Genomic DNA, 18,670 nt, shown 5'->3' with positions numbered 1-18,670 from the left:
GCCCCCAAGGCCCGGCCGCATCACAGGAAGGTTCCTCCCCCTCATGGCGACCTACGATTTCTTCAGCATCACTGCGGCCCAAGCCCTTGCGGCGACTTCGGCCGACAGCATCACCGTCGGCGGCGGTTATTCCGCGCGACTGGCCACTGTGATCTACACGCCCGCGACCGCCACGGCGTCGGCCACGGTCGCAGTGACCTTCGGGGCGCGTACCGTCGTGTTCTCCGATCAGGTTGCGGGCTCTAGCAGCACCTTCACCTTTGCTGACGCCTCGCGGCTGTATATCGGCACAGACGGCGCGAACAACGCGACCGGCGGCGACGGCACAGACGCGTTGTTCGGCGGCGAGGGCGCCGACACCCTGAACGGCGGCGCCGGCGGAGACCTGATCCAGGGCAACCGCGGCGACGATCGCCTGATCGGCGGGCCTGGCGGCGACACGATCTTCGGCGGCCAGGGCGCCGACACCATCGCGCTCGGCGGCGACGACACCATGGCCAACTTCGTGAACGGCAACATCGGCGCCGATACCATCACCGGGGGTCCGGGCGCCGACACGCTGCTGGGCGGCCAGGACGGCGACGTGATTTTGGCCGGGGATGGCGGCGGCTATCTTAGCGGCGACCTGGGCGACGATAGTCTGCGCGGCGGTGCGGGCGCGGAGCAGATCTTCGGCGCCGATGGCGCCGACACCATCCAGGGCGGCGGCGGCGCCGATACGATCTCAGGCGGCGCAGGCGCCGACACGATCACGCTGGGCGATACGACCGGCGCAGCCGCCAACGGCAACGAGGGCAATGACGTCATCACCGGCGGCAATGTCGGCGACGCGATTTCCGGCGGCCAGGGCGGCGACATCATCGATGGCGGGCTCGGCGACGACCTGATTTCAGGCGACGCCGACAACGACAACATCACCGGCGGCGGCGGTAACGACACGCTGCTGGGCGCCGACGGCGACGACACGATCGGCGGCGGTCTAGGGGCTGATTCGCTCAGTGGCGGCGCCGGCTCCGACAGCCTGACCGGCGGCGACGCCAACGACACCCTCGACGGCGGCGACGGCAACGACGTCCTGATCGGCAACGACGGCGCAGATAGCCTGAGCGGTGGCGCAGGCGACGACACGCTTTCCGGTGGGGACGGCAAGGATGTGCTGTTCGGCGGCGCCGGCGGCGACACCTTTATCTTTGCGGCTGGCGGTTCGTTGTCTTCGGGTGGCCTCGCCGATGAGATTCGCGACTGGGCTTCGGTCGATCGTCTGGACATTGGCCCGGCGGGAACCGCCTCCAATTATGCGGAGATCACCCAGGCCTCCATCACCACCTACGACGCCGCAAAGACCGCGGCCGTCACCCAGTTTGGTGGCAACTCGGCGCTAGAATACGTGGCCGTGCAGGTCGGAGCCAATGTGGTGGTGTTCTACAACGACGCCGATGACGCGGTTCAACTGACCGGTGCGAACCTCGACTCGATCAGCCAGGGCAATTTCATCTGAACTGCTGACAGACACGCTAAGGGCGGGCGTCCCGGCTGGGGCGCCCGCCCTTTTTGTTGCGCCGTGCAGTGGGCTAGTTCTTTTTCGGCGAGGCCATTTCGGCCATCAGCTCTTCCTTCCGCGCCTTCATGCGCTCGCCCATGGCGTCGAGATCCTCGTCGCCCTTCTTGGCTTGGCTGAAGATGCCGCCGGGCTGTTCTTCTTCCTTCACGTGATGCTTGATGTACTCGCCCAGCACCTTGACCTTGGCGTCATAGTATTGGTCGCTCGGCTTCATCGCCTCGATCTCGGCGATAAGCTTCTTGGCGCCGTCATGCTCGACATAGGCTTCGTCCAGCATGTCCTCTTCTACGTCGCCGCTTTCTTCCGGATAGAAGATTTCTTCCTCGATGGCCGTATGGACCTTCAGGGCGGTGGCGATTTGGTTGAACAGAGCCAGCTTGTCAGCGTCTTCCTCAAGCTGCTCATATTCGTCGAACCAGGTCTCGACCTGACGATGGTCGGCTTTCAGCAGGGTAATCGCCAGCGGGTCGCGTTGACCGGTGCGGCGCTTGCGGCCGCTCTTGGCCTTGGTCGCGGATTTCTGGCTGGTGGCGGTGGCCATGGAACTTGCTCCTCCTGCCGCATCGTTGGCGGCGTGTTGCGATGGCAGCATAAGTCTCCGTGGAACCTCGGGTTCCGGGCCGTGTCGAATGACCGCTATTGGCTATAACCCAGGCGCACATTGAGTGTGTCGAGCACCTCGATCGCCGCCTCCGGCGCCGCGGTTCCCGGCGTGAAGATGCAGGCGACGCCAATCTCTCGCAGGGTCGCCTCATCATCCGGGGGAATCACCCCGCCCACCACGACGACGATGTCCGTGCGGCCGAGCGCCGTCAGAGCCGCCATCAGTTGTGGAGCCAGAGTCAGATGTCCGGCCGCCAACGAGCTTGCGCCCACGACATGGACGCCCTCAGCCACGGCGCGGGCCGCGACTTCCTCCGGTGTCTGGAAGAGATCACCAATCGACGCTTCGAAACCGAGATCGCGGAACGCGGATGCGATCACCTTCTGGCCGCGGTCGTGACCGTCCTGTCCCATCTTGGCGACGAGAATCGCTGGCTTTCGGCCATCGGCCTGGGTGAAGGCGCGCGCCATCTCACGGGCGCGAATCACTGAGGGCTGGTCGCCGGCCTCATGCAGATAGACGCCGCCGACCGCCTCCGCCTTGGCCGCGTGGCGGCCAAAGACGGCCTCAAGGGCCAGCGAAATCTCGCCCACCGTCGCGCGCGCCCGCGCGGCTGCGATGGCCAGCGCCAGTAGATTCGCCGACCCCGCCGCGCCGGCGGTCAGGGATTCCAGCGCCTGCCGCACGGCGCGCGGGTCACGCTCGGCCTTCAACCGGGCCAGGCGATCGGCCTGGCGCTGTCGGACGGCGGCGTTGTCGACCTTCAGAACGGCCAACGGCTCGGCCGCGTCGGGTCGGTAGCGGTTCACGCCGACAACCACCTGGCGTCCGGAATCGATCCGGGCCTGGGTGCGGGCCGCCGCCTCTTCGATTCGTCGCTTGGGCAGGCCGCCTTCGATGGCGCGAGCCATCCCGCCCAGGTCTTCCACTTCGCCGATGTGGACCATCGCGCGCTGGGCGAGGGCCTCGGTCATCGCCTCGACATAGGCGCTGCCGCCCCACGGATCGATCACGCGGGTCTGGCCGGCCTCCAGCTGCAGAACCAGCTGGGTGTTCCGGGCGATTCGGGCGGAGAAATCGGTGGGCAGGGCGAGCGCTTCATCGAGGGCGTTGGTGTGCAGGCTCTGCGTCTGCCCGCCCGTCGCGGCCATGGCTTCCAGCGTGGTGCGCGCGACATTGTTGAAAACGTCGGTGGCGGCCAGGCTCCAGCCGCTGGTCTGGGTGTGAGCGCGCAGCATCAACGAGCGCGAATCCCGGGGTGCGAATTCGCGCGCGACCAGTTGGGCCCAGAGCTTCCGGGCCGCCCGCTGCTTGGCGACCTCCAGCATCACGTTCATGCCGGCGTTCCAGAAGAACGAAAGGCGCGGCGCGAACGCGTCGATATCGAGCCCCGCGGCGACTCCGGCGCGCAGATATTCGAGACCGTCCGCCAGGGTGTAGGCGAGCTCCAGGTCCAGCGTCGCGCCGGCTTCCTGAATGTGATAGCCGCTGACCGAGATCGAGTTGAAGCGCGGCATATGCGCCGAAGTATATGAAAAGATGTCGGAAATTATCCGCATCGAGGGTCCGGGCGGATAGATGTAGGTGTTCCTGACGAGGAACTCCTTGAGGATGTCGTTCTGAATCGTGCCGGTCAGTTGTTCCGGCCGGACGCCCTGTTCCTCGGCCGCGACGACATAGAGCGCCAGGATCGGCAGAACCGCGCCGTTCATGGTCATCGAGACGCTCATCTGGTCCAGCGGGATGGCGTCGAACAGAACCTGCATGTCGAGGATCGAATCGATGGCGACCCCGGCCATGCCGACGTCGCCCTGCACACGGGGGTGATCCGAATCGTAACCGCGGTGGGTCGCCAGGTCGAAGGCGATCGAAAGGCCTTTCTGACCGGCGGCCAGGTTGCGCCTGTAGAATGCGTTGGAATCCTCGGCGGTCGAGAACCCGGCGTACTGCCGCACCGTCCATGGGTTGGTGGCGTACATGGTGGGGTAGGGGCCGCGCAGGAACGGCGCCTGCCCAGGGATTCCCAGGGTCTCTGTGGCTTCGGCGGGCGCATAGGCCGGCCGTACGGCGATACCTTCAGGCGTCATCCCGTCGGACGCGACCGCGACCCAGGGATCTCCGGGGTTCACATCGTCGAAGGCGAGATGGGTGAAGTCGCGGAACACGCTCATCCATCGGCCTCCACGGCGATCGGCGTGTCGTCGGCTGATACGAAGTCGGTCATGCCGACGACTCGGGGCGTCGGCCTCGCCATGTTCGCTGCATCGACTTGGGCGGCGACATAGGCGCTGGCCGCTGCTGCGCCGCCGCGCGATTCGATGGCCTGGAAATGCGTCCAGGCCGCCCGGGCCAGCTGATCCGTCAGCGCCTCGACATAGCCAGAGCCTGCGCCGGGATCGCGGACGCGACCCATCTGGGCTTCCTCCATCAGGATGAACTGAATGTTGCGGCTCTGGCGGCGGGCAAGCGCCGCAGGCCTGCCCAGGGGGTCGCTGAAGCAGCCCAAGGTGACCACGTCAGCGCCGCCTGCCGCCGCGGCGAAGCCCGCGATGGTCAGACGTATCATGTTGCTCCAGGCGTCCTTGTCCGCGAGCATCCGGTGCGACGAGACCGCCGCCAGCCGCACGGTCGCTGGGGCCCCGCAAGCCACAGCGACCCGCGAAAACACAGCGCGGGCGGCGCGCAGTTTGGCGATCGATACAAAATAGTCGGTGTCGGTCGTGACTTCGACAGTCAGGCCCGCAAACGCGCGCTCTATGCCTAATCCCGCGCGAGCGAGGGCTCGGGCGTAGGCCAGGCCGCTCGCCGCAGCGACAGCGATCTCGAGAGCTTCACCGCCGCCGGCCTCGTGTACGCGCCGGCCGCTGGAGCGGAACAGGTTGGCGAGAGGATAGGTCTCGGCCAGCCGCGCCGCGACGACGGCGCTCGCTTCAATCGGAGAAGTGGCGCCGACGGGGTCGAGGCCGAAGTCCAGAGGGGCTCGCGGCGAGGCTTTGGCCAGGACGCCCAACGCTTCTGCGGCGGCCGGCCCGTGCGCGCCAGCGTCAAGCGCGACGGGCGCGAGGTCCAAGATCACGCCACGCAGGCGCGCCTCAAGGTCGGCGGGATCAGAGATTCGAAGGCTGGTCGAGGTGGCGCCGCCTTCCAACGCCTCAAGGGTCAAGGCGTTGGCGCGGATCGGATCCGGGTGATCGACGGCGACGCGGACATCCCAGGCCCGGTCCTCATCGAAGGCGCGCCGGGCGTAGAGCAGCGCCGGCGCAGCGGCGTAGAGCGGATAGATCGCCAGGCCCTCGACGGTCGCATGCTGCAGGCCCTCGAGGCTCGCGCCCTTCAGCGTGCGAACCGCCATGGCGCGCCAGTCGGCTTCGTCCGCCTCATTCATCGCAGAATGAAGGGCGGCTGACGCGCGCGCGTCAACCGCCCTCGTTCATTAGAACGCCGCCTTGACGGTGACGCCGAAGGTCCTCGGGTCGCCGGGCTGGCCAGCGATAAGGCCGGTGTTGCTCGGACCGACGGCCAGCAGTTCGAAATATTCCTCGTCGAAGGCGTTACGCACCCAGGCGAAGACGTTCAGGCCGTCCGGCGTGCGGAAGCCCGCGCGGAAGTTCGACAGGGAATAGCCATCCACCCAGGTGTAGATCGATGGCGAGGCGTTGGACGAGAACCGCGAGCGGTAGCTGCCGTCGTAGCCGAAGTAGACCTCGCCTTCGTTGGCCAGGAATTGCGCCGGCGCATTGACCTCGCCGCCGAATGAAAAGCTCCACTTTGAAACGCCCGGCAGGCGCGCCCCGGAGATGTCGCAGTTGGCGGGGCTGAGGCCGCCCGGCGCGCCTGGCGCGCCGGGCGTCTGGCCCGCGCCGACCGTCGTGCCGCCCGACAGTTCCGGCGGGCAGGGCGCGTCGGTGAAGCGGACGTACTTGGCGTCGGTGTAGGCCCCGTTGGCGTAGGCGTTGAACCGCTCAGACGGGCGGACGGAGAAGTCGAACTCGACCCCTTGGCTGCGCACCTTGCCGGCGTTGGCGAGATAGCCGCGCAGCACGCCCAGCTGGCCGTTCGTGACGGTCGCCTGATAGTCCTTGATGTCGGTCCGATAGGCCGAGACGTTCAGCGTCGCGCGGCGTTCCCAGAACTGGGTCTTCAGGCCGGCCTCAAAGTGATTGACGTCTTCCGGCTTGATCTGCCCCGCGGCCAGGATCGGATTGCCCGCCGCGTCGGTCGGCAGGCCGTTCTGGTTAATGCCGCCGGTCTTGAAGCTCTTGGCGTAGGTCGCATAGCCCAGGACATCAGGAGTGAACTTGTAGCTGGCGTTCAGGTCGTAGCTGAAGTTCCAGTCGCTGAAGCTCGGTGCGCTGAGCTGCGGTGTGAAGACGGCCAGTTGCGCGGCCCGGCGGGCTCCGGTCTGGCCCAGCAGGACGGGTACGCCGTCGCCGTCGAACACCAGACGTTGATAGAAGCCGTCCTTCTTGTCGTAGTTCAGCCGCACGCCCGGCTGGATGGTGAAGCGGTCGCTAACTTTCCACGACAGCTGGCCATAGAGGGCGAAGCTGGTGTTCTTCAGGTACTGGGTGTTCTTCGCCACCAGTCCGTTCAGGACGCTGGGATCGTTCGACAGCACGTTCGAAGGCGTGATGTTCCAGCGGCTCGACGCAGGGCCTTGCTCTTCGGTGCCCTGGGTGTCGATGCGCTGCTTGAAGGCGAAGGCCCCGACCACGAGGTCCGCCCGCTCGCCGGAGTAGTTGTAGCGCAGCTCCTGGCTGTACTGGTCCTGTTGCGAAGGGTTCTGGGACTTCGACACGATCGACAGGCCCAGGAAGTCGCGGTCGTTTTCCGGCTTCCAGTCCCAGAAGCGCCAAGCGGTGACCGATGTCACCGTACCTTCGCCTACATTCCAGACCACGCGGGCCGACGCGCCGCCGATCTTATTGCCGGCGTTCAGGCTGGCGTCGACGTCGGTGATCCGGTCGAATGGGTTGGTGCTGGCGACGGTGTAATTCTGGGCCGCAGCAAGGGCGACGTACTGGCGGTTCAGCGGGCGTTGCGTCGCCCCGGTGCGGACGAAGATCTGCGCGCAGCACTCGGCGTCCTGCTTGCTGAAGTCGCCGGCGAAGGTGACCGCAAGGTTGTCGCTGGGTTTGTAGAGGATCAGACCGCGCAGGCCGAGGTTGTCCTGGCCGTTCACATACTGATCGCTGGTGACGTTGTAGATCGTGCCGCGGCGCGTGGTCGAAGAGACCGCGATCCGGGCGGCGATCGTGTCGGTGATCGGGCCTGAGACAGCGGCTTTGGCCTGTTTGAAGTTCAGGTTGCCGACTGTCACCTCGGCCTTGCCCTCGAAATTGAAAGTCGGCTGGTTGGTGGTGATGTTGACCGCGCCGGCGGTGGTGTTCTTGCCGTAGAGCGTGCCTTGCGGCCCGCGCAGAACCTCGATCTGGGCGACGTCCAGGAAGTCGAACGTCGCTGTGGCCACCCGGGCATGGTAAACGTCGTCGATGTAGAAACCCACGCCTTGCTCGAACCCGTCGCTGGTCAGGCCGAACGGCACGCCGAGGCCGCGGATGTTCACCGCGGTGTTCCGAGGGTTCGAGGAATAGAACTGCAGGGTGGGGGTCAGTTGCTGCAGGCGGCCGACGTTGAACGCGCCGGTCGCATCGACCTTCTCACCGCCGACCACCGTGATCGCCAGCGGCACGGCCTGGGCCGTTTCCGAGCGACGGCGCGCAGTGACGATCAGTTCCTCGACGCCGGACGGCGCGCCGACCGCAACCGGCTCGGCGTCAGCAGCGACCGCGGACTGGGCGGACATGGCCGCGCCGGCGACCGTGGAGAGCAGCGCGCCCAGGAGGGCGGCGCGGCTGAGTCGGCGCGAGGCCGGCGTATGAATAGTCAAACTAAATCCCCGTATTGTTCGCGGCGCCATGGCGGCGTTCTCATTCCCCCATAGGTCGCTTAATCCTACCGGGGAAGTAGAGATAGTTTTGGGCATCGATGAGTTTTTCTGGCCGGCTTCATGAGCCACGCTTGAGCTCGTCGCCGAAAATTCGGCCGGCGCTTAGAAATTGTCCCCTTAACTGATGGGGATTGTGTGGATAGTTACGGGCTCGAGCGAGGAGCCCTTCATGATCCGATCCTTGATGAGCCGGCGCGCCCTGCTGGGCGGCGCGGTCGCCCTGGGCGGCGTGAGCGCCCTGGCCGCCTGTTCCGGCGGCGAAGCGGGCGCTGACGGCGCAGTGAAGCTTCTCAACGTCAGCTATGATGCGACCCGGGAGCTTTATAAGGAGCTGAACGCGGCCTTCATCACCGACTATAAGGCTAAGGCCGGCACGACGGTGACCATCGACCAGAGCCATGGCGGTTCGGGCAAACAGGCGCGCTCGGTTATGGACGGGCTGCAAGCCGACGTCGTCACCCTGGCCATCAGCGCCGACATCGACGAACTGGCGACCCGCGGCAAGCTCCTGCCGGAAAACTGGCAGTCGCGCCTGCCGGACAACTCCACGCCCTACACTTCGACGATCGTTTTCCTGGTCCGCAAGGGTAATCCCAAGGCGATCAGAGACTGGAACGACCTGGCCCGGCCGGGCGTGGCGGTCATCACGGCCAACCCGAAGACCTCGGGCGGTGCGCGCTGGTCCTATCTGGCGGCCTGGGCCTATGGTCTGAAAAACGGCGGAGAGCCTGCGGCCCGCGACCTCGTGGGCAAGCTCTATGGCAACGTCCCGGTGCTCGACACCGGCGCCCGTGGCTCGACCACCACCTTCGCCCAACGCGAGATCGGTGATGTGCTGCTGTCGTGGGAGAACGAGGCCCATCTGACGATCGCCGAGTTCGGCCCCAACTTCGACGTCGTCTATCCGTCCATGTCGATCCTGGCCGAGCCACCTGTTGCGCTGATCGATCAGAACGTCGATCGCCATGGCGCGCGCGCTGTGGCCCAAGCCTATCTGGAATACCTCTACACGCCCGCCGCCCAGGATATCGTCGGCAAGCACCACCTGCGCCCGCGCGACCCCGCGGCCAAGGCGAAGTACGCGAGTCAATTCCCTGAGATTCCCCTGGTCACGATCGACGGTGACTTCGGCGGCTGGAAGGCGGCCCAGGCCAAGCACTTCGCCGAAGGCGGCGTGTTCGACCAGATCTACAAGCCGGCATGACCGACAGCCGCTTCGAAAGTCTCTCCCGCGAACTGCTGTTGCCGGAGCCGCCCCAGAGGCGGCTTCCACGCTTTCGCGAGCCGTCCATCCTGCCGGGCTTCAGACTCAGCCTGGGGATCACGCTTTTCTATCTATGCTTGATCGTCATCATCCCCCTGGCAGCCTTGGTCTTGCGGCCGTGGGAGCTTGGGCTCGAGGGTCTTGTCCGGACACTCTCCGAGCAGCGGGTGGCGACGGCGCTTCGTCTGAGCTTCGGCCTTTCGCTCCTCGCGGCCCTGACCAATGCGCCGCTGGGCCTGCTGATCGCGTGGACGCTGACGCGTTATGAATTTCCCGGCCGGCGGCTCCTCGACGCCCTGGTCGACCTGCCCTTCGCCCTGCCGACGGCGGTGGCGGGCATTGCGCTCACCGCCATCTATGCGCCGAACGGGCCGGTGGGCGCGGTCTTCGCCAAGATCGGCGTCAAGACCGCCTATTCGCCGCTCGGCATCTTCATCGCGCTTGTCTTCATCGGCCTGCCCTTCGTGGTGCGCGCCATTCAACCGGTGCTGCAGGAGATTGACCGCGAGGTTGAAGAGGCCGCTCAAACCTTGGGCGCAACCGACCTGCAGCGCGCCGCCTTGGTGATCTTCCCCACCGTCGCACCGGCGCTGCTGAGCGGCGTCAGCCTGGCCTTCGCCCGCGCCGTCGGCGAGTACGGCTCGGTGGTGTTCATCGCCGGCAACATGCCGTTCAAGACCGAGATCGCGCCGCTGCTCATCGTCATCAAGCTTGAGGAATATGACTACGCCGGCGCTGCGGCCGTCGGCGTCGCCATGCTGGTGATCTCCTTCGGCGCCCTGGTCGCCTTCAACATCGCCCAGATGCTGATCGCGCGGCGAGGCCGCCGATGAGCCGGGCCAGCTCGATCCGCTTGCCGGGCATCGCGCCGCTGATGGTGCTGGCCTCGGTGCTCATCATGGGCGCGCTCGTGGGCGCACCGTTATTCATGGTCTTCCAGCAGGCCTTCAAGGAAGGTTTCGCCGCCTTCGCCCGCGCGCTCTCCGAACCCGACGCCCAGCACGCCGTGAAGCTCACCCTGCTGGTGGCGGCGATTTCCGTGCCACTGAATGCGGTCTTCGGCGTGGCCTCGGCGTGGGTGGTCACCAAGTTCGAGTTTCGCGGCAAGACGCTGCTGCTCACAATCATCGACTTGCCGTTCTCGATCTCGCCCGTGATCTCAGGCCTGGTCTGGGTGCTGCTGTTCGGCGCGCATGGCTGGTTCGGCGCCTGGCTGATCGAGCACGACGTCAAGATCATCTTCGCCACCACGGGCCTGGTCCTGGCGACCATCCTGGTGACCTTGCCCTTCGTGGCGCGCGAACTGATCCCGCTGATGCAGGACCAGGGGGCGGATGAGGAGGCTGCGGCGCTCACCCTGGGCGCCAGCGGCTTCACGACCTTCTGGAAGATCACCCTGCCCAATATCCGTTGGGCGCTGCTCTATGGCGTGCTGCTGTGCAATGCGCGGGCCATGGGCGAATTCGGCGCGGTCTCGGTGGTCTCCGGCCACATCCGCGGCCAAACCACGACGCTGCCGCTGCACGTCGAGGTGCTCTACAATGACTATGATTTCGTCGGCGCCTTCGCGGCCGCCTCCCTCCTGACGGGCCTCGGCCTCGTCACCCTCGTCTTGAAGACCGCTCTCGAATGGCGACACTCCGGTGAACTCAGTGCAAACCGCCGACATTGACGCCGCCCAGGACGTGGCCCTGGAGATTCGCGGGATATCCAAAAGCTTCGGGCGCTACCCGGCGCTGAGCAATGTCTCGCTGCAGGCGCGCAACAAGGAGTTCCTGGCGCTGCTTGGACCGTCGGGCTCCGGGAAGACGACTCTGCTGCGCGTCTTGGCGGGCCTTGAGACCCCTGACGCCGGCGAGGTGCGTTTCGGGGGCGCGGACTTCCTCGCCCTGCCGGTTCGCCAGCGCCAGGTCGGCATGGTGTTTCAGCATTACGCTTTGTTCCGACACATGACGGTGGCGCAGAACATCGCCTTTGGCCTGAACGTCCGCAAACGGGCGGAGCGGCCGTCCAAGGAGGCGGTGCGCGCGCGGGTCTCGGACCTTTTGTCATTGGTCCAGCTGGACAATCTCGGCGAGCGCTTCCCCTCCCAGCTCTCCGGCGGCCAACGCCAGCGGGTCGCGTTGGCCCGAGCGCTGGCGATCGAGCCGCGCATGCTGTTGCTGGATGAGCCCTTCGGCGCCCTCGACGCCCAGGTGCGCCGCGACCTACGTCGCTGGCTGCGCGAGATCCACGACCGCGCCGGCGTCACCACGGTCTTCGTCACCCACGATCAGGAAGAGGCGCTCGACCTCGCCGACCGCGTGGCGATCCTCAAGGATGGACAGTTGGTGCAACTCGGTAGGCCCAACGAGGTTTACGAAAACCCGGCGACCCCTTTTATCTTCGACTTCCTGGGGGCAGGGGTGGGGCTGGACGGCGTTGTCGCCGAGGGCCGGCTCACCCTGGCCGACTATGACGTCCCGGCGCCGGCGGGCGCCCCAGAGGGCAAGGTGCAGGTCTTCTTCAGGCCCGATGAGATCGAGTTTGCGCCAACGGACGGCGCAGGCCTCGCCGTCTCGGTCGTGTCGGTGACACGGCGCGGACCCGATGTCCGCGTCGACTGCCTGCTGAGTGGCCAAGTCGTCTCGTTGATCGGCCACGGACCGACCATGCCTGTGGGCGTGGCGGAAGGGATGTCCCTGCGGGTTCGTCCCCTCCGCCCGCACGTCTATCCGGCCTAGATCAGGGTGGCGCTCAGCGTGACTTCCGCATTCAACACCTTGGAGACCGGGCAGCCGGTTTCCGCAGCCTTGCTTAGCTCGTCGAATTTCGCCTGGTCGATGCCGGGGATTTTCGCGGTGAGCGTCAGCGCCGACTTCGAGATCTTGAAGCCCTGACCCTCGGCCTCGAGGGTGACCGCGGCTTCGGTGGTGAGTTCGTCGGCGGCGAGGCCCGCGGCCTGAAGCTGGAAGGCCAGCGCCATGGTGAAGCAGCCGGCGTGAGCCGCGGCGATAAGCTCCTCGGGGTTCGTTCCCGGCTCGGTCTCGAACCGGGTGCGGAAGGAATAGGGCGTCTTCGATAGGACCCCTGAGCCGGTGGTCAGGTCGCCGTCGCCATCGCGGCCGGCGCCGCGCCAGACAGCTGTCGCCTTGCGGATCATAGTTCGTCTCCTCGTGAAGGATGGGAGCGCGATCAAGCCGCCCTATCGTGTCGGTCTCAAGACGAAACCAAACCGGTGATTCGCGCGCTGACCAACCCAAGGGAGACCGTCGATGGCCCGCTTCGCCGTGCATGAGACTGACGCGCCGCAAACGCGGAGCCGCTTGGTCGATGAAAAGAATTTTGAGGCCGCGGCCCTTCAATTCGCCGAGGACCATCACGGCGACGGGGAGGTCGTCTCCGTCATCGTCGAGGATTGCGAAAGCGGCGAACGCCAATGCTTCCGAATCGACCTCGACACCGGCGAGGCGGGCCCTTGCGCATAACGCTTCCTTCTCCGGCAAGGAGAGAAGGAAGCGCCGTGTAGGTCACGGATGCGAGGCGCTAAAGAACACCTAGCATTTCAGCCACAAGGGGGTGGCGGACGATGTCTCGGTCGCTCAGGCGGACGACGGCGATGTTGCTCAGGGCCTCGAACTTGTCGGCGACCGTCGCCAGGCCCGACAACTCCGGCAGCAGGTCCGACTGGTTCGGGTCGCCCGTCACAACCATGGTCGAATGCCAGCCCAGGCGCGTGAGCAGCATCTTCAGCTGGCCATAGGTGCAATTCTGCGCCTCGTCGATGACCACGAAGGCGTTGTTCAGGGTGCGTCCGCGCATGAAGCCCACGGGGGCGATCTCGATGGCGCCCTCGGCCATGAGCGCCGCGACGCGCTTCATCGACAGCCGGTCCGACAGCGCGTCGTAGAGCGGCCGCAGATAGGGCGCGAGCTTGTCCTCGGCCCCGCCGGGCAGGAAGCCGATCGATTCGCCGGCCTCGACCGCTGGGCGCGAGAGAACAATGCGGCCGACCTTGCCGGCCTCCAGCGCCTCAACCGCCTTGGCGATGGCCAGATAGGTCTTGCCGGTGCCTGCCGGACCCAGGGCCATGACCAGGTTTTTCTGGTCTATCGCCTCGATCAGCTGGGTTTGGCCCTCTGACTTGGCTTTGATGGTCTTCAGGTAACCCTGATCGCGGTCGGCGCCGCTTGGTCCGCCGTCACGGCCCGTGGGCGTCCAGGGGCGTTCCAGCGGGAAGCGGCGGATCTTGTCGTCGGGCTCGAACTGGCGCTCACCGAACGCGCCTTCGCGCAGCTGTCGCTTCAGAGCTCGTCTGGTCATCTAAGCCTCCAACATGACGGCAAGAAAAAAGGGCGAAGCCGCATTGGCTCGCCCTTTGGGTGAAAACTGTTGTGGGACAAAACCGCGCCGTGCGCGGCCTGGCGGCTCGCTTGCCGCTGCCGATCCGGGCGGTGGCGCCCAAAGGCTCTCGCGTTGCGCCATCGAACTCCCGTCCAGCGCGCGGGCACATCGCCCCTTCGACTCAAGATCGCCGCCTGGCGCCCCGAATCGTTTGATGACCTTGATCCTACCCGGGTTTGAAAAGACTTAAGTGGGTCGTCACGGGTCTGAAACGAGGTGCGTCTTGGCTGTCTATAGACTGGGCGATGCGACGCCCGCGTTACCGGCGGATGACGATTACTGGATCGCGCCAAACGCCATCGTCTGCGGCCGGGTGATCCTGGGCGCCGGCGCAACCGTCTGGTTCGGCGCGGTGCTTCGCGGGGACAATGACCCGATCGTCCTGGGCGCGGGGAGCAATGTGCAGGACAACGCCGTCCTGCATACGGACCCTGGCAAGCCGCTGACGATCGCCGAGGACGTAACCATCGGTCACAGGGCGATGCTGCATGGCTGCACGATCGGCGCCGGCAGCCTGATCGGCATGGGGGCGACGATCCTCAATGGCGCGGTGATCGGTGAAGGCTGCCTCGTCGGCGCCGGCGCGTTGGTCACGGAAGACAAGGTGATCCCCGAAGGCAGTCTCGTGGTCGGCTCGCCTGGCCGGGTGATACGCACCCTGGCGCCAGAGGCGATCGCCCGCCTGCGGACCACCGCTCACCGCTATGTCGCCAACGGCCGCCGGTTCCGGGCTGAGTTCGCCGAGATCTGACCGTTCTATCAAAACCCCGTGCGGTCACGCTCTAGAGTAGAGCGTGACGACTTCGGCCGCACCGTCAGCCGATAGGCGCGCTCATCCTTGAGGTAGGTCTGGGCCGCCTTCTGCACATCAGCCGCGGTGACGCGCTCGGTGCCGGAGGTGAACTGGCGGATCAGGTCCAGACGTCGCGGGTCTGTCTGGGCCCGAGAGAGTTCCGCCAACCAGTACTGATTGGTGACGCGAGCTTTCTCGATGGAATCCAGTCTTGGAGTCTTGGCGCGCGCGAGTTCGTCGGCGGTGATGGGTTTGTCGCGGAGGTCGGCGGAGATGCGACTGACGTCGGCGAAGAATTCCTCAAGCTTGGCCGGCGGCACCTCGACACTGGCGGACATGTAGCCCCAGGCCGGCCATACAGTGGAATGCTGGTAGTTCACCGACGGCGAATAGGTGGCGCCTTGCGCTTCGCGCAGGTCGTCCAGCAGACGCAGACGCAGAACCTCGCCCATCACCGCGGTGTCCCGCGCCAGTTGCGGGTTGGCGTAGAAGCCGGTGGTCGGCCAGGCGACGAGGCCGATCGCCTGATCGCCGCGGCCCTTGTGTTCCAATGTTACGGGCTGGGCCGGCGGGGCCGGGAAGCGAACGTCCAACTGCGTGGGCGACGGCGCCGTCGCAGGCCTGCGGGGAGGCAGGGCGCCGAAGGTGCGCGCCACCAGGTCAGTGGCCGTCTCGACCCCAATGTCGCCGACGATCACCACCTCGATCGGGCCGGCGGCGATTTGCGGATCCACCTCCTTGCGCAAGTCAGCAAGACTGACCTTGGCCATCTCGTCGCGGCTGGGGAACGCCCATCGGCCATCGCCGGAATGCAGCAGGCCGGCGAGGTCGCGCGACAGGACGCCGGAATCGGTCGCTTCGAACTGGTCGTGCATGGTCCGCGCGCCGCCCTTGATCCGCTGGAAGGCCTCGGCTCGCCAGCCCGGTTCGACGACAAAGGCCGCCAGCACCTGCAGTTGGGTCTCCAGGTCGTCCCGCCGAGTGCCGCCGGACAGGACCAGGGCGTCGTCGGCCATGCCGAAGCGCACGCCATAGACCTTCGAGGCCAAGACCCGCTCCATGGATTCGTTGTCGATCTGCTTCAGCCCGCCCTCGGTGAAGGCGCCGGCGGTCCAATTCAGGCTGGACCGATCCTTGGGCAGGCCGACGATGCCATCGCCGATGTTGACGCGGACCAACACCTCATCGTCACGGAACTTGGTGGGCTTGATGGTCAGCCGTACACCGTTCGCGAATCGCACGAACACCGTGTCGAGATCGGCGACCTCGCGGGTCTCGGCGACAGTCCCTGGGTCGCCAAAAGTTTCGTACGGCCAGGCGGTCTGCTGCGCCGCTTTCGGCGCATCGACGTCGGACTTGCGCACGGTTTGGTACTCGGCCAGGACGGCCGCTTCCCCGCCGGGCACGGCCTGTGGCGAGGCCATGAACAGCAGAGGCCCTGACCCTTCGAACGCCGCCTTCACGGCCTCCGACACGGTCTCGGCCTTCAGGCCCTTCACCACCTGGTCATAGAGCGCCAGGTCCGTCGCAGGATCAGTGACCACCTCATCATCCTCGAGCGAACCGAGGATTTCACCGGCCAGGTCGCTCGGTCGCCGGGTCGCCGCGCCAGAGACGGCGGCTTTCAGCACGGCCTGAAACTCTTCGATTTCGCGATCCAGTTCGTCCTGGCGCACGCCGTAGCGGACGATTCGACGCTGCTCCTGGTCGACGGCGGCGAGCGCGACCCGCCAGCGGTCTGGCTCGGCGTTGACGGTGAGCATGGTCATCTCGGCCGCGCCTTGCTGGTCTGACGTGAAAGCGCCCGCGCCAAGGAACGGCGGCTCGCCCGATCGCGCCAGGGCCGACAGGCGCCGGTTCAGCACGGCGAGCCCCAGATGGGCGATCAGGTCTTCCCGGCGAGTCTCGACGCTGTCGGCCCGCAGATCCATCGGCCGGAGCCAGGCGATCTGCAGCGACAGGGGCGCGCCGGCCTCGACCACCAGGCGGGCCTCAAGGTCGCGCTTGGCCACAGCGCCCAGATCCGGCTCGACGCCCGCCGCGCCGCGGCCCCTCCAGTCGGCGAACTTCGCCTTGATCTTCGCCTCGATGGCGACAGGGTCGAAGTCGCCCGCGATGATCAGCACCGCGCGTTCAGGCCGATAGTAGGCGTCGTAAAGGGCGCGCAGCTCGCCCGCCGATGCGGTCTTCAGCACCTCGACCTGGCCGATCGGATAGCGCGTCGGCGGCCGCTGACCTTTCAACAGGAAGTCGAGGCGGGCCTTGTAGATACGGAAGCCTGGGGTGTCGCTGGCGCGTTCCTCCGAGAGCACCACCCCCCGCTCACGATCGATCGCGGCAGGATCGAGGGTCAAGGCGTCGGCGGTCTCGCGCATCAGCATCAGGGCGGTGTCGACCGTCTCGTTGTCGGTGTGCGGAAGGTCGAGCCGATAGGTGGTGGCTGAGAAATTCGTCGTCGCGTTGGTGTCAGCCCCGAACGCCAGCCCCTTGCGCTCGAGGATCTTGATCATCTCGTTTTCGCCGACGCCGGAGGAGCCGTTGAAGGCCATGTGCTCCAGGAAATGGGCGAGGCCCTGCTGGGAGTCGGTCTCATCCAGGGAGCCGACGTCAAATCTCAGGCGAATGGCCGCCTGGCCGGCGGGGATCGGCTGTCGCCGAATGGCGTATCGCATGCCGTTGGGCAGGGCTCCGAAAACCGTCAGTGGGTCGGCCTTCAGATTGGTCAGCGCCTGGGGCCATTGGCCTGGCGCCAGGCGAGCCTTAACCGCCGGCGCCTTGTCGGCCTTCCCGAGCCGCGGAAGGGCGACCTTGAAGCTGGGCAGAGCGGTCCGGGCCTGGGCGCTGGAAGGCCCTTGCGCCATGGCCAAGACGGCGATCGTCAGAAGGGCGACGCCCCGCAGCAGGGAAGGGCGCGTGGAGGATGTCATGGAGAAGCGTGCGCTTTCTGTTCGGTTCGACCCTCAAGCATCGCTGCGGCCCATGGCGAGGACAAGGCTGGAAACGGCGCCGGAAGATGGCTCGCGCGCGGGCCGGCGCCACGCTAGGTAAGGGGCATGACCGTCAGCGCCTGGCAGGACACCTCGCGCGACCCAGGTCGCGAACCTGGTCGCAACCCCGGCCGCCGCCCGGATTGGGGCGGGCAGGATCCGCCGCCGCGCGAGCCTGTGTTCAATGCGCCGCCCCAGGCGCTGGTGTTGGTCGGGTTGATCATCGGCGGCTATGCGCTGCAGAGCGTGCTTCCAGGCGACATGATTCTCCGGCTCTTCGCCTTCTTCCCGGCAGGATTGCCCTATGGCCGCTGGGAGACCTTGGCGACGGCGCTGTTCGTTCATGGCGGCTGGGCGCACGCGCTGATGAATGCTGCCTTCGCCTTGGCCTTCGGGGCGCCTCTGGCGCGGTTCTTCGGTCCAAGGCTCAGCGGCTGGCTCTGGTTCTACGGATTTTACCTGGTCTGCGGGGTGGGGGCGAACCTTGCCTTCTACGCGCTGCACGCTTCCAGCACCGCGGCGCTGGTTGGCGCGTCCGGCGCCATATCAGGCCTCATGGGCGCGGCATGCCGTTTGCTGGGCGGTCACGGTCGGGTTGGCCGCCTGACCAGTCGGCCGGTCGTCACCATGGGGCTGGTGTTGCTCGGTGTGAATGTCGCGGTTGCGGTTCTGGGATCGGCCTTCGTACCGGGGGCCGGCGGCGCGGCCATCGCCTGGGAGGCTCACGTCGCAGGGTTCGCTCTGGGCGTCTTGCTGCTGGCGCCCGTCGCTCGTCTCGCCGGCCGCGCCTGAACTGCGGCTCTAGCTTGCGCATTGCCTAGGAAAGGCGTTCGCTCGGCTAAAGGCCTGAGACAGGGCCGGGTTAGGATGGAGGCGTACATGCTGGTATCGCAAATTCTCCGCGCCAAGGGCGACCTGGTCTTCACCACCACGCCCGACGAACGGGTGGCCGCGGTGGCCGGCCTGCTCGACGCGCGCCGCGTCGGCGCTCTGGTGGTTCTAGAGCTTGATCGGGTGGTCGGCATCGTCTCGGAGCGCGACATCTGCCGGGCGATCGCCGAACAGGGGGCGGCGGCCCTGGAGCGGCCTGTCTCAGACTTCATGAGCGCCGAAGTGATCTTCGCCGAT

General features: G+C 66.5%; 16 protein-coding genes (1 of these 16 running past the window's edge). 9 read left to right on the top strand and 7 right to left on the bottom strand.

Features of this window, described 5'->3' with window-relative positions:
* The first annotated feature begins 43 nt into the window (after positions 1-43).
* On the top strand, positions 44-1,498 hold the full coding sequence (locus BN1313_RS10530; protein WP_091740099.1) for a calcium-binding protein: 1,455 nt from the start codon (positions 44-46) through the stop codon (positions 1,496-1,498).
* Between the two features lie 73 nt (positions 1,499-1,571).
* Here BN1313_RS10530 and BN1313_RS10525 read toward each other — a convergent pair whose 3' ends face one another.
* The 4 genes from BN1313_RS10525 to BN1313_RS10510 all read right to left on the bottom strand — a co-directional run bounded on the left by BN1313_RS10525 (position 1,572) and on the right by BN1313_RS10510 (position 8,055).
* On the bottom strand, positions 1,572-2,102 hold the full coding sequence (locus BN1313_RS10525; protein WP_091740095.1) for a hemerythrin domain-containing protein: 531 nt from the start codon (positions 2,100-2,102) through the stop codon (positions 1,572-1,574).
* Between the two features lie 95 nt (positions 2,103-2,197).
* Positions 2,198-4,336, bottom strand: a complete 2,139-nt coding sequence (gene scpA / locus BN1313_RS10520) for a methylmalonyl-CoA mutase (RefSeq protein ID WP_091740092.1) — start codon at positions 4,334-4,336, stop codon at positions 2,198-2,200.
* Entirely contained in the window at positions 4,333-5,550 is a 1,218-nt protein-coding gene (locus BN1313_RS10515) for a methylmalonyl-CoA mutase family protein (protein WP_091740089.1), read from the bottom strand. Before BN1313_RS10515 ends, scpA begins: the two co-directional genes overlap by 4 nt.
* A 48-nt stretch (positions 5,551-5,598) precedes the next feature.
* Positions 5,599-8,055: a TonB-dependent receptor gene (locus tag BN1313_RS10510; RefSeq protein ID WP_425415011.1), complete on the bottom strand. Its 2,457-nt coding sequence runs from the start codon at positions 8,053-8,055 to the stop codon at positions 5,599-5,601.
* Between the two features lie 229 nt (positions 8,056-8,284).
* Here BN1313_RS10510 and BN1313_RS10505 point away from each other — a divergent pair, with 229 nt between their 5' ends.
* Genes BN1313_RS10505 through BN1313_RS10490 form a run of 4 tightly spaced genes read left to right on the top strand, consistent with a single transcriptional unit; the run spans position 8,285 to position 12,102 of the window.
* Positions 8,285-9,319: a sulfate ABC transporter substrate-binding protein gene (locus BN1313_RS10505; RefSeq protein ID WP_091740084.1), complete on the top strand. Its 1,035-nt coding sequence runs from the start codon at positions 8,285-8,287 to the stop codon at positions 9,317-9,319.
* A complete protein-coding gene (gene cysT, locus BN1313_RS10500; protein ID WP_091740082.1) occupies positions 9,316-10,212 on the top strand; it encodes a sulfate ABC transporter permease subunit CysT in 897 nt (298 codons plus the stop codon). Before BN1313_RS10505 ends, cysT begins: the two co-directional genes overlap by 4 nt.
* A complete protein-coding gene (cysW, locus tag BN1313_RS10495; protein WP_091740080.1) occupies positions 10,209-11,051 on the top strand; it encodes a sulfate ABC transporter permease subunit CysW in 843 nt (280 codons plus the stop codon). Before cysT ends, cysW begins: the two co-directional genes overlap by 4 nt.
* A complete protein-coding gene (locus tag BN1313_RS10490) occupies positions 11,023-12,102 on the top strand; it encodes a sulfate/molybdate ABC transporter ATP-binding protein (protein WP_425415010.1) in 1,080 nt (359 codons plus the stop codon). The genes cysW and BN1313_RS10490 overlap by 29 nt, the downstream gene beginning before the upstream one ends.
* Here BN1313_RS10490 and BN1313_RS10485 read toward each other — a convergent pair.
* Positions 12,099-12,521, bottom strand: coding sequence for an OsmC family protein (locus BN1313_RS10485; protein WP_091740078.1), 423 nt, complete (start codon positions 12,519-12,521; stop codon positions 12,099-12,101). The genes BN1313_RS10490 and BN1313_RS10485 overlap by 4 nt on opposite strands.
* A 112-nt stretch (positions 12,522-12,633) precedes the next feature.
* On the opposite strand from BN1313_RS10485, the gene BN1313_RS10480 reads away from it, so the two are divergent.
* A complete protein-coding gene (locus BN1313_RS10480) occupies positions 12,634-12,846 on the top strand; it encodes a DUF5961 family protein (protein ID WP_091740076.1) in 213 nt (70 codons plus the stop codon).
* 58 nt (positions 12,847-12,904) lie between these two features.
* On the opposite strand, the gene BN1313_RS10475 is transcribed toward BN1313_RS10480, so the two are convergent.
* The gene (locus BN1313_RS10475; protein WP_091740072.1) at positions 12,905-13,681 is read right to left on the bottom strand and encodes a PhoH family protein; all 777 of its coding nucleotides are present in this window, start codon (positions 13,679-13,681) and stop codon (positions 12,905-12,907) included.
* A 304-nt stretch (positions 13,682-13,985) separates the two neighbouring features.
* On the opposite strand from BN1313_RS10475, the gene BN1313_RS10470 reads away from it, so the two are divergent.
* Positions 13,986-14,513: a gamma carbonic anhydrase family protein gene (locus tag BN1313_RS10470; RefSeq protein WP_091740069.1), complete on the top strand. Its 528-nt coding sequence runs from the start codon at positions 13,986-13,988 to the stop codon at positions 14,511-14,513.
* Between the two features lie 8 nt (positions 14,514-14,521).
* On the opposite strand, the gene BN1313_RS10465 is transcribed toward BN1313_RS10470, so the two are convergent.
* On the bottom strand, positions 14,522-17,482 hold the full coding sequence (locus tag BN1313_RS10465) for a M16 family metallopeptidase (RefSeq protein WP_091740066.1): 2,961 nt from the start codon (positions 17,480-17,482) through the stop codon (positions 14,522-14,524).
* 126 nt (positions 17,483-17,608) lie between these two features.
* Between BN1313_RS10465 and BN1313_RS10460 the strand changes: the two genes are divergently transcribed.
* Together BN1313_RS10460 and BN1313_RS10455 are read left to right on the top strand one after the other, a co-directional pair.
* A complete protein-coding gene (locus BN1313_RS10460) occupies positions 17,609-18,334 on the top strand; it encodes a rhomboid family intramembrane serine protease (RefSeq protein WP_091740063.1) in 726 nt (241 codons plus the stop codon).
* 87 nt (positions 18,335-18,421) lie between these two features.
* Positions 18,422-18,670 carry the 5' portion of a CBS domain-containing protein gene (locus BN1313_RS10455; RefSeq protein WP_091740060.1) on the top strand. The gene runs 180 nt beyond the window's last position, so only the first 249 of its 429 coding nucleotides appear in the window; its start codon is at positions 18,422-18,424; the stop codon falls past the right edge of the window.

This window comes from Phenylobacterium immobile (ATCC 35973), from assembly GCF_001375595.1.
GTDB classification, from domain to species: domain Bacteria; phylum Pseudomonadota; class Alphaproteobacteria; order Caulobacterales; family Caulobacteraceae; genus Phenylobacterium; species Phenylobacterium immobile.
The sequence above is the reverse complement of the archived record's forward strand: the minus strand, read 5'-3'. Positions and strand labels throughout refer to the sequence as shown.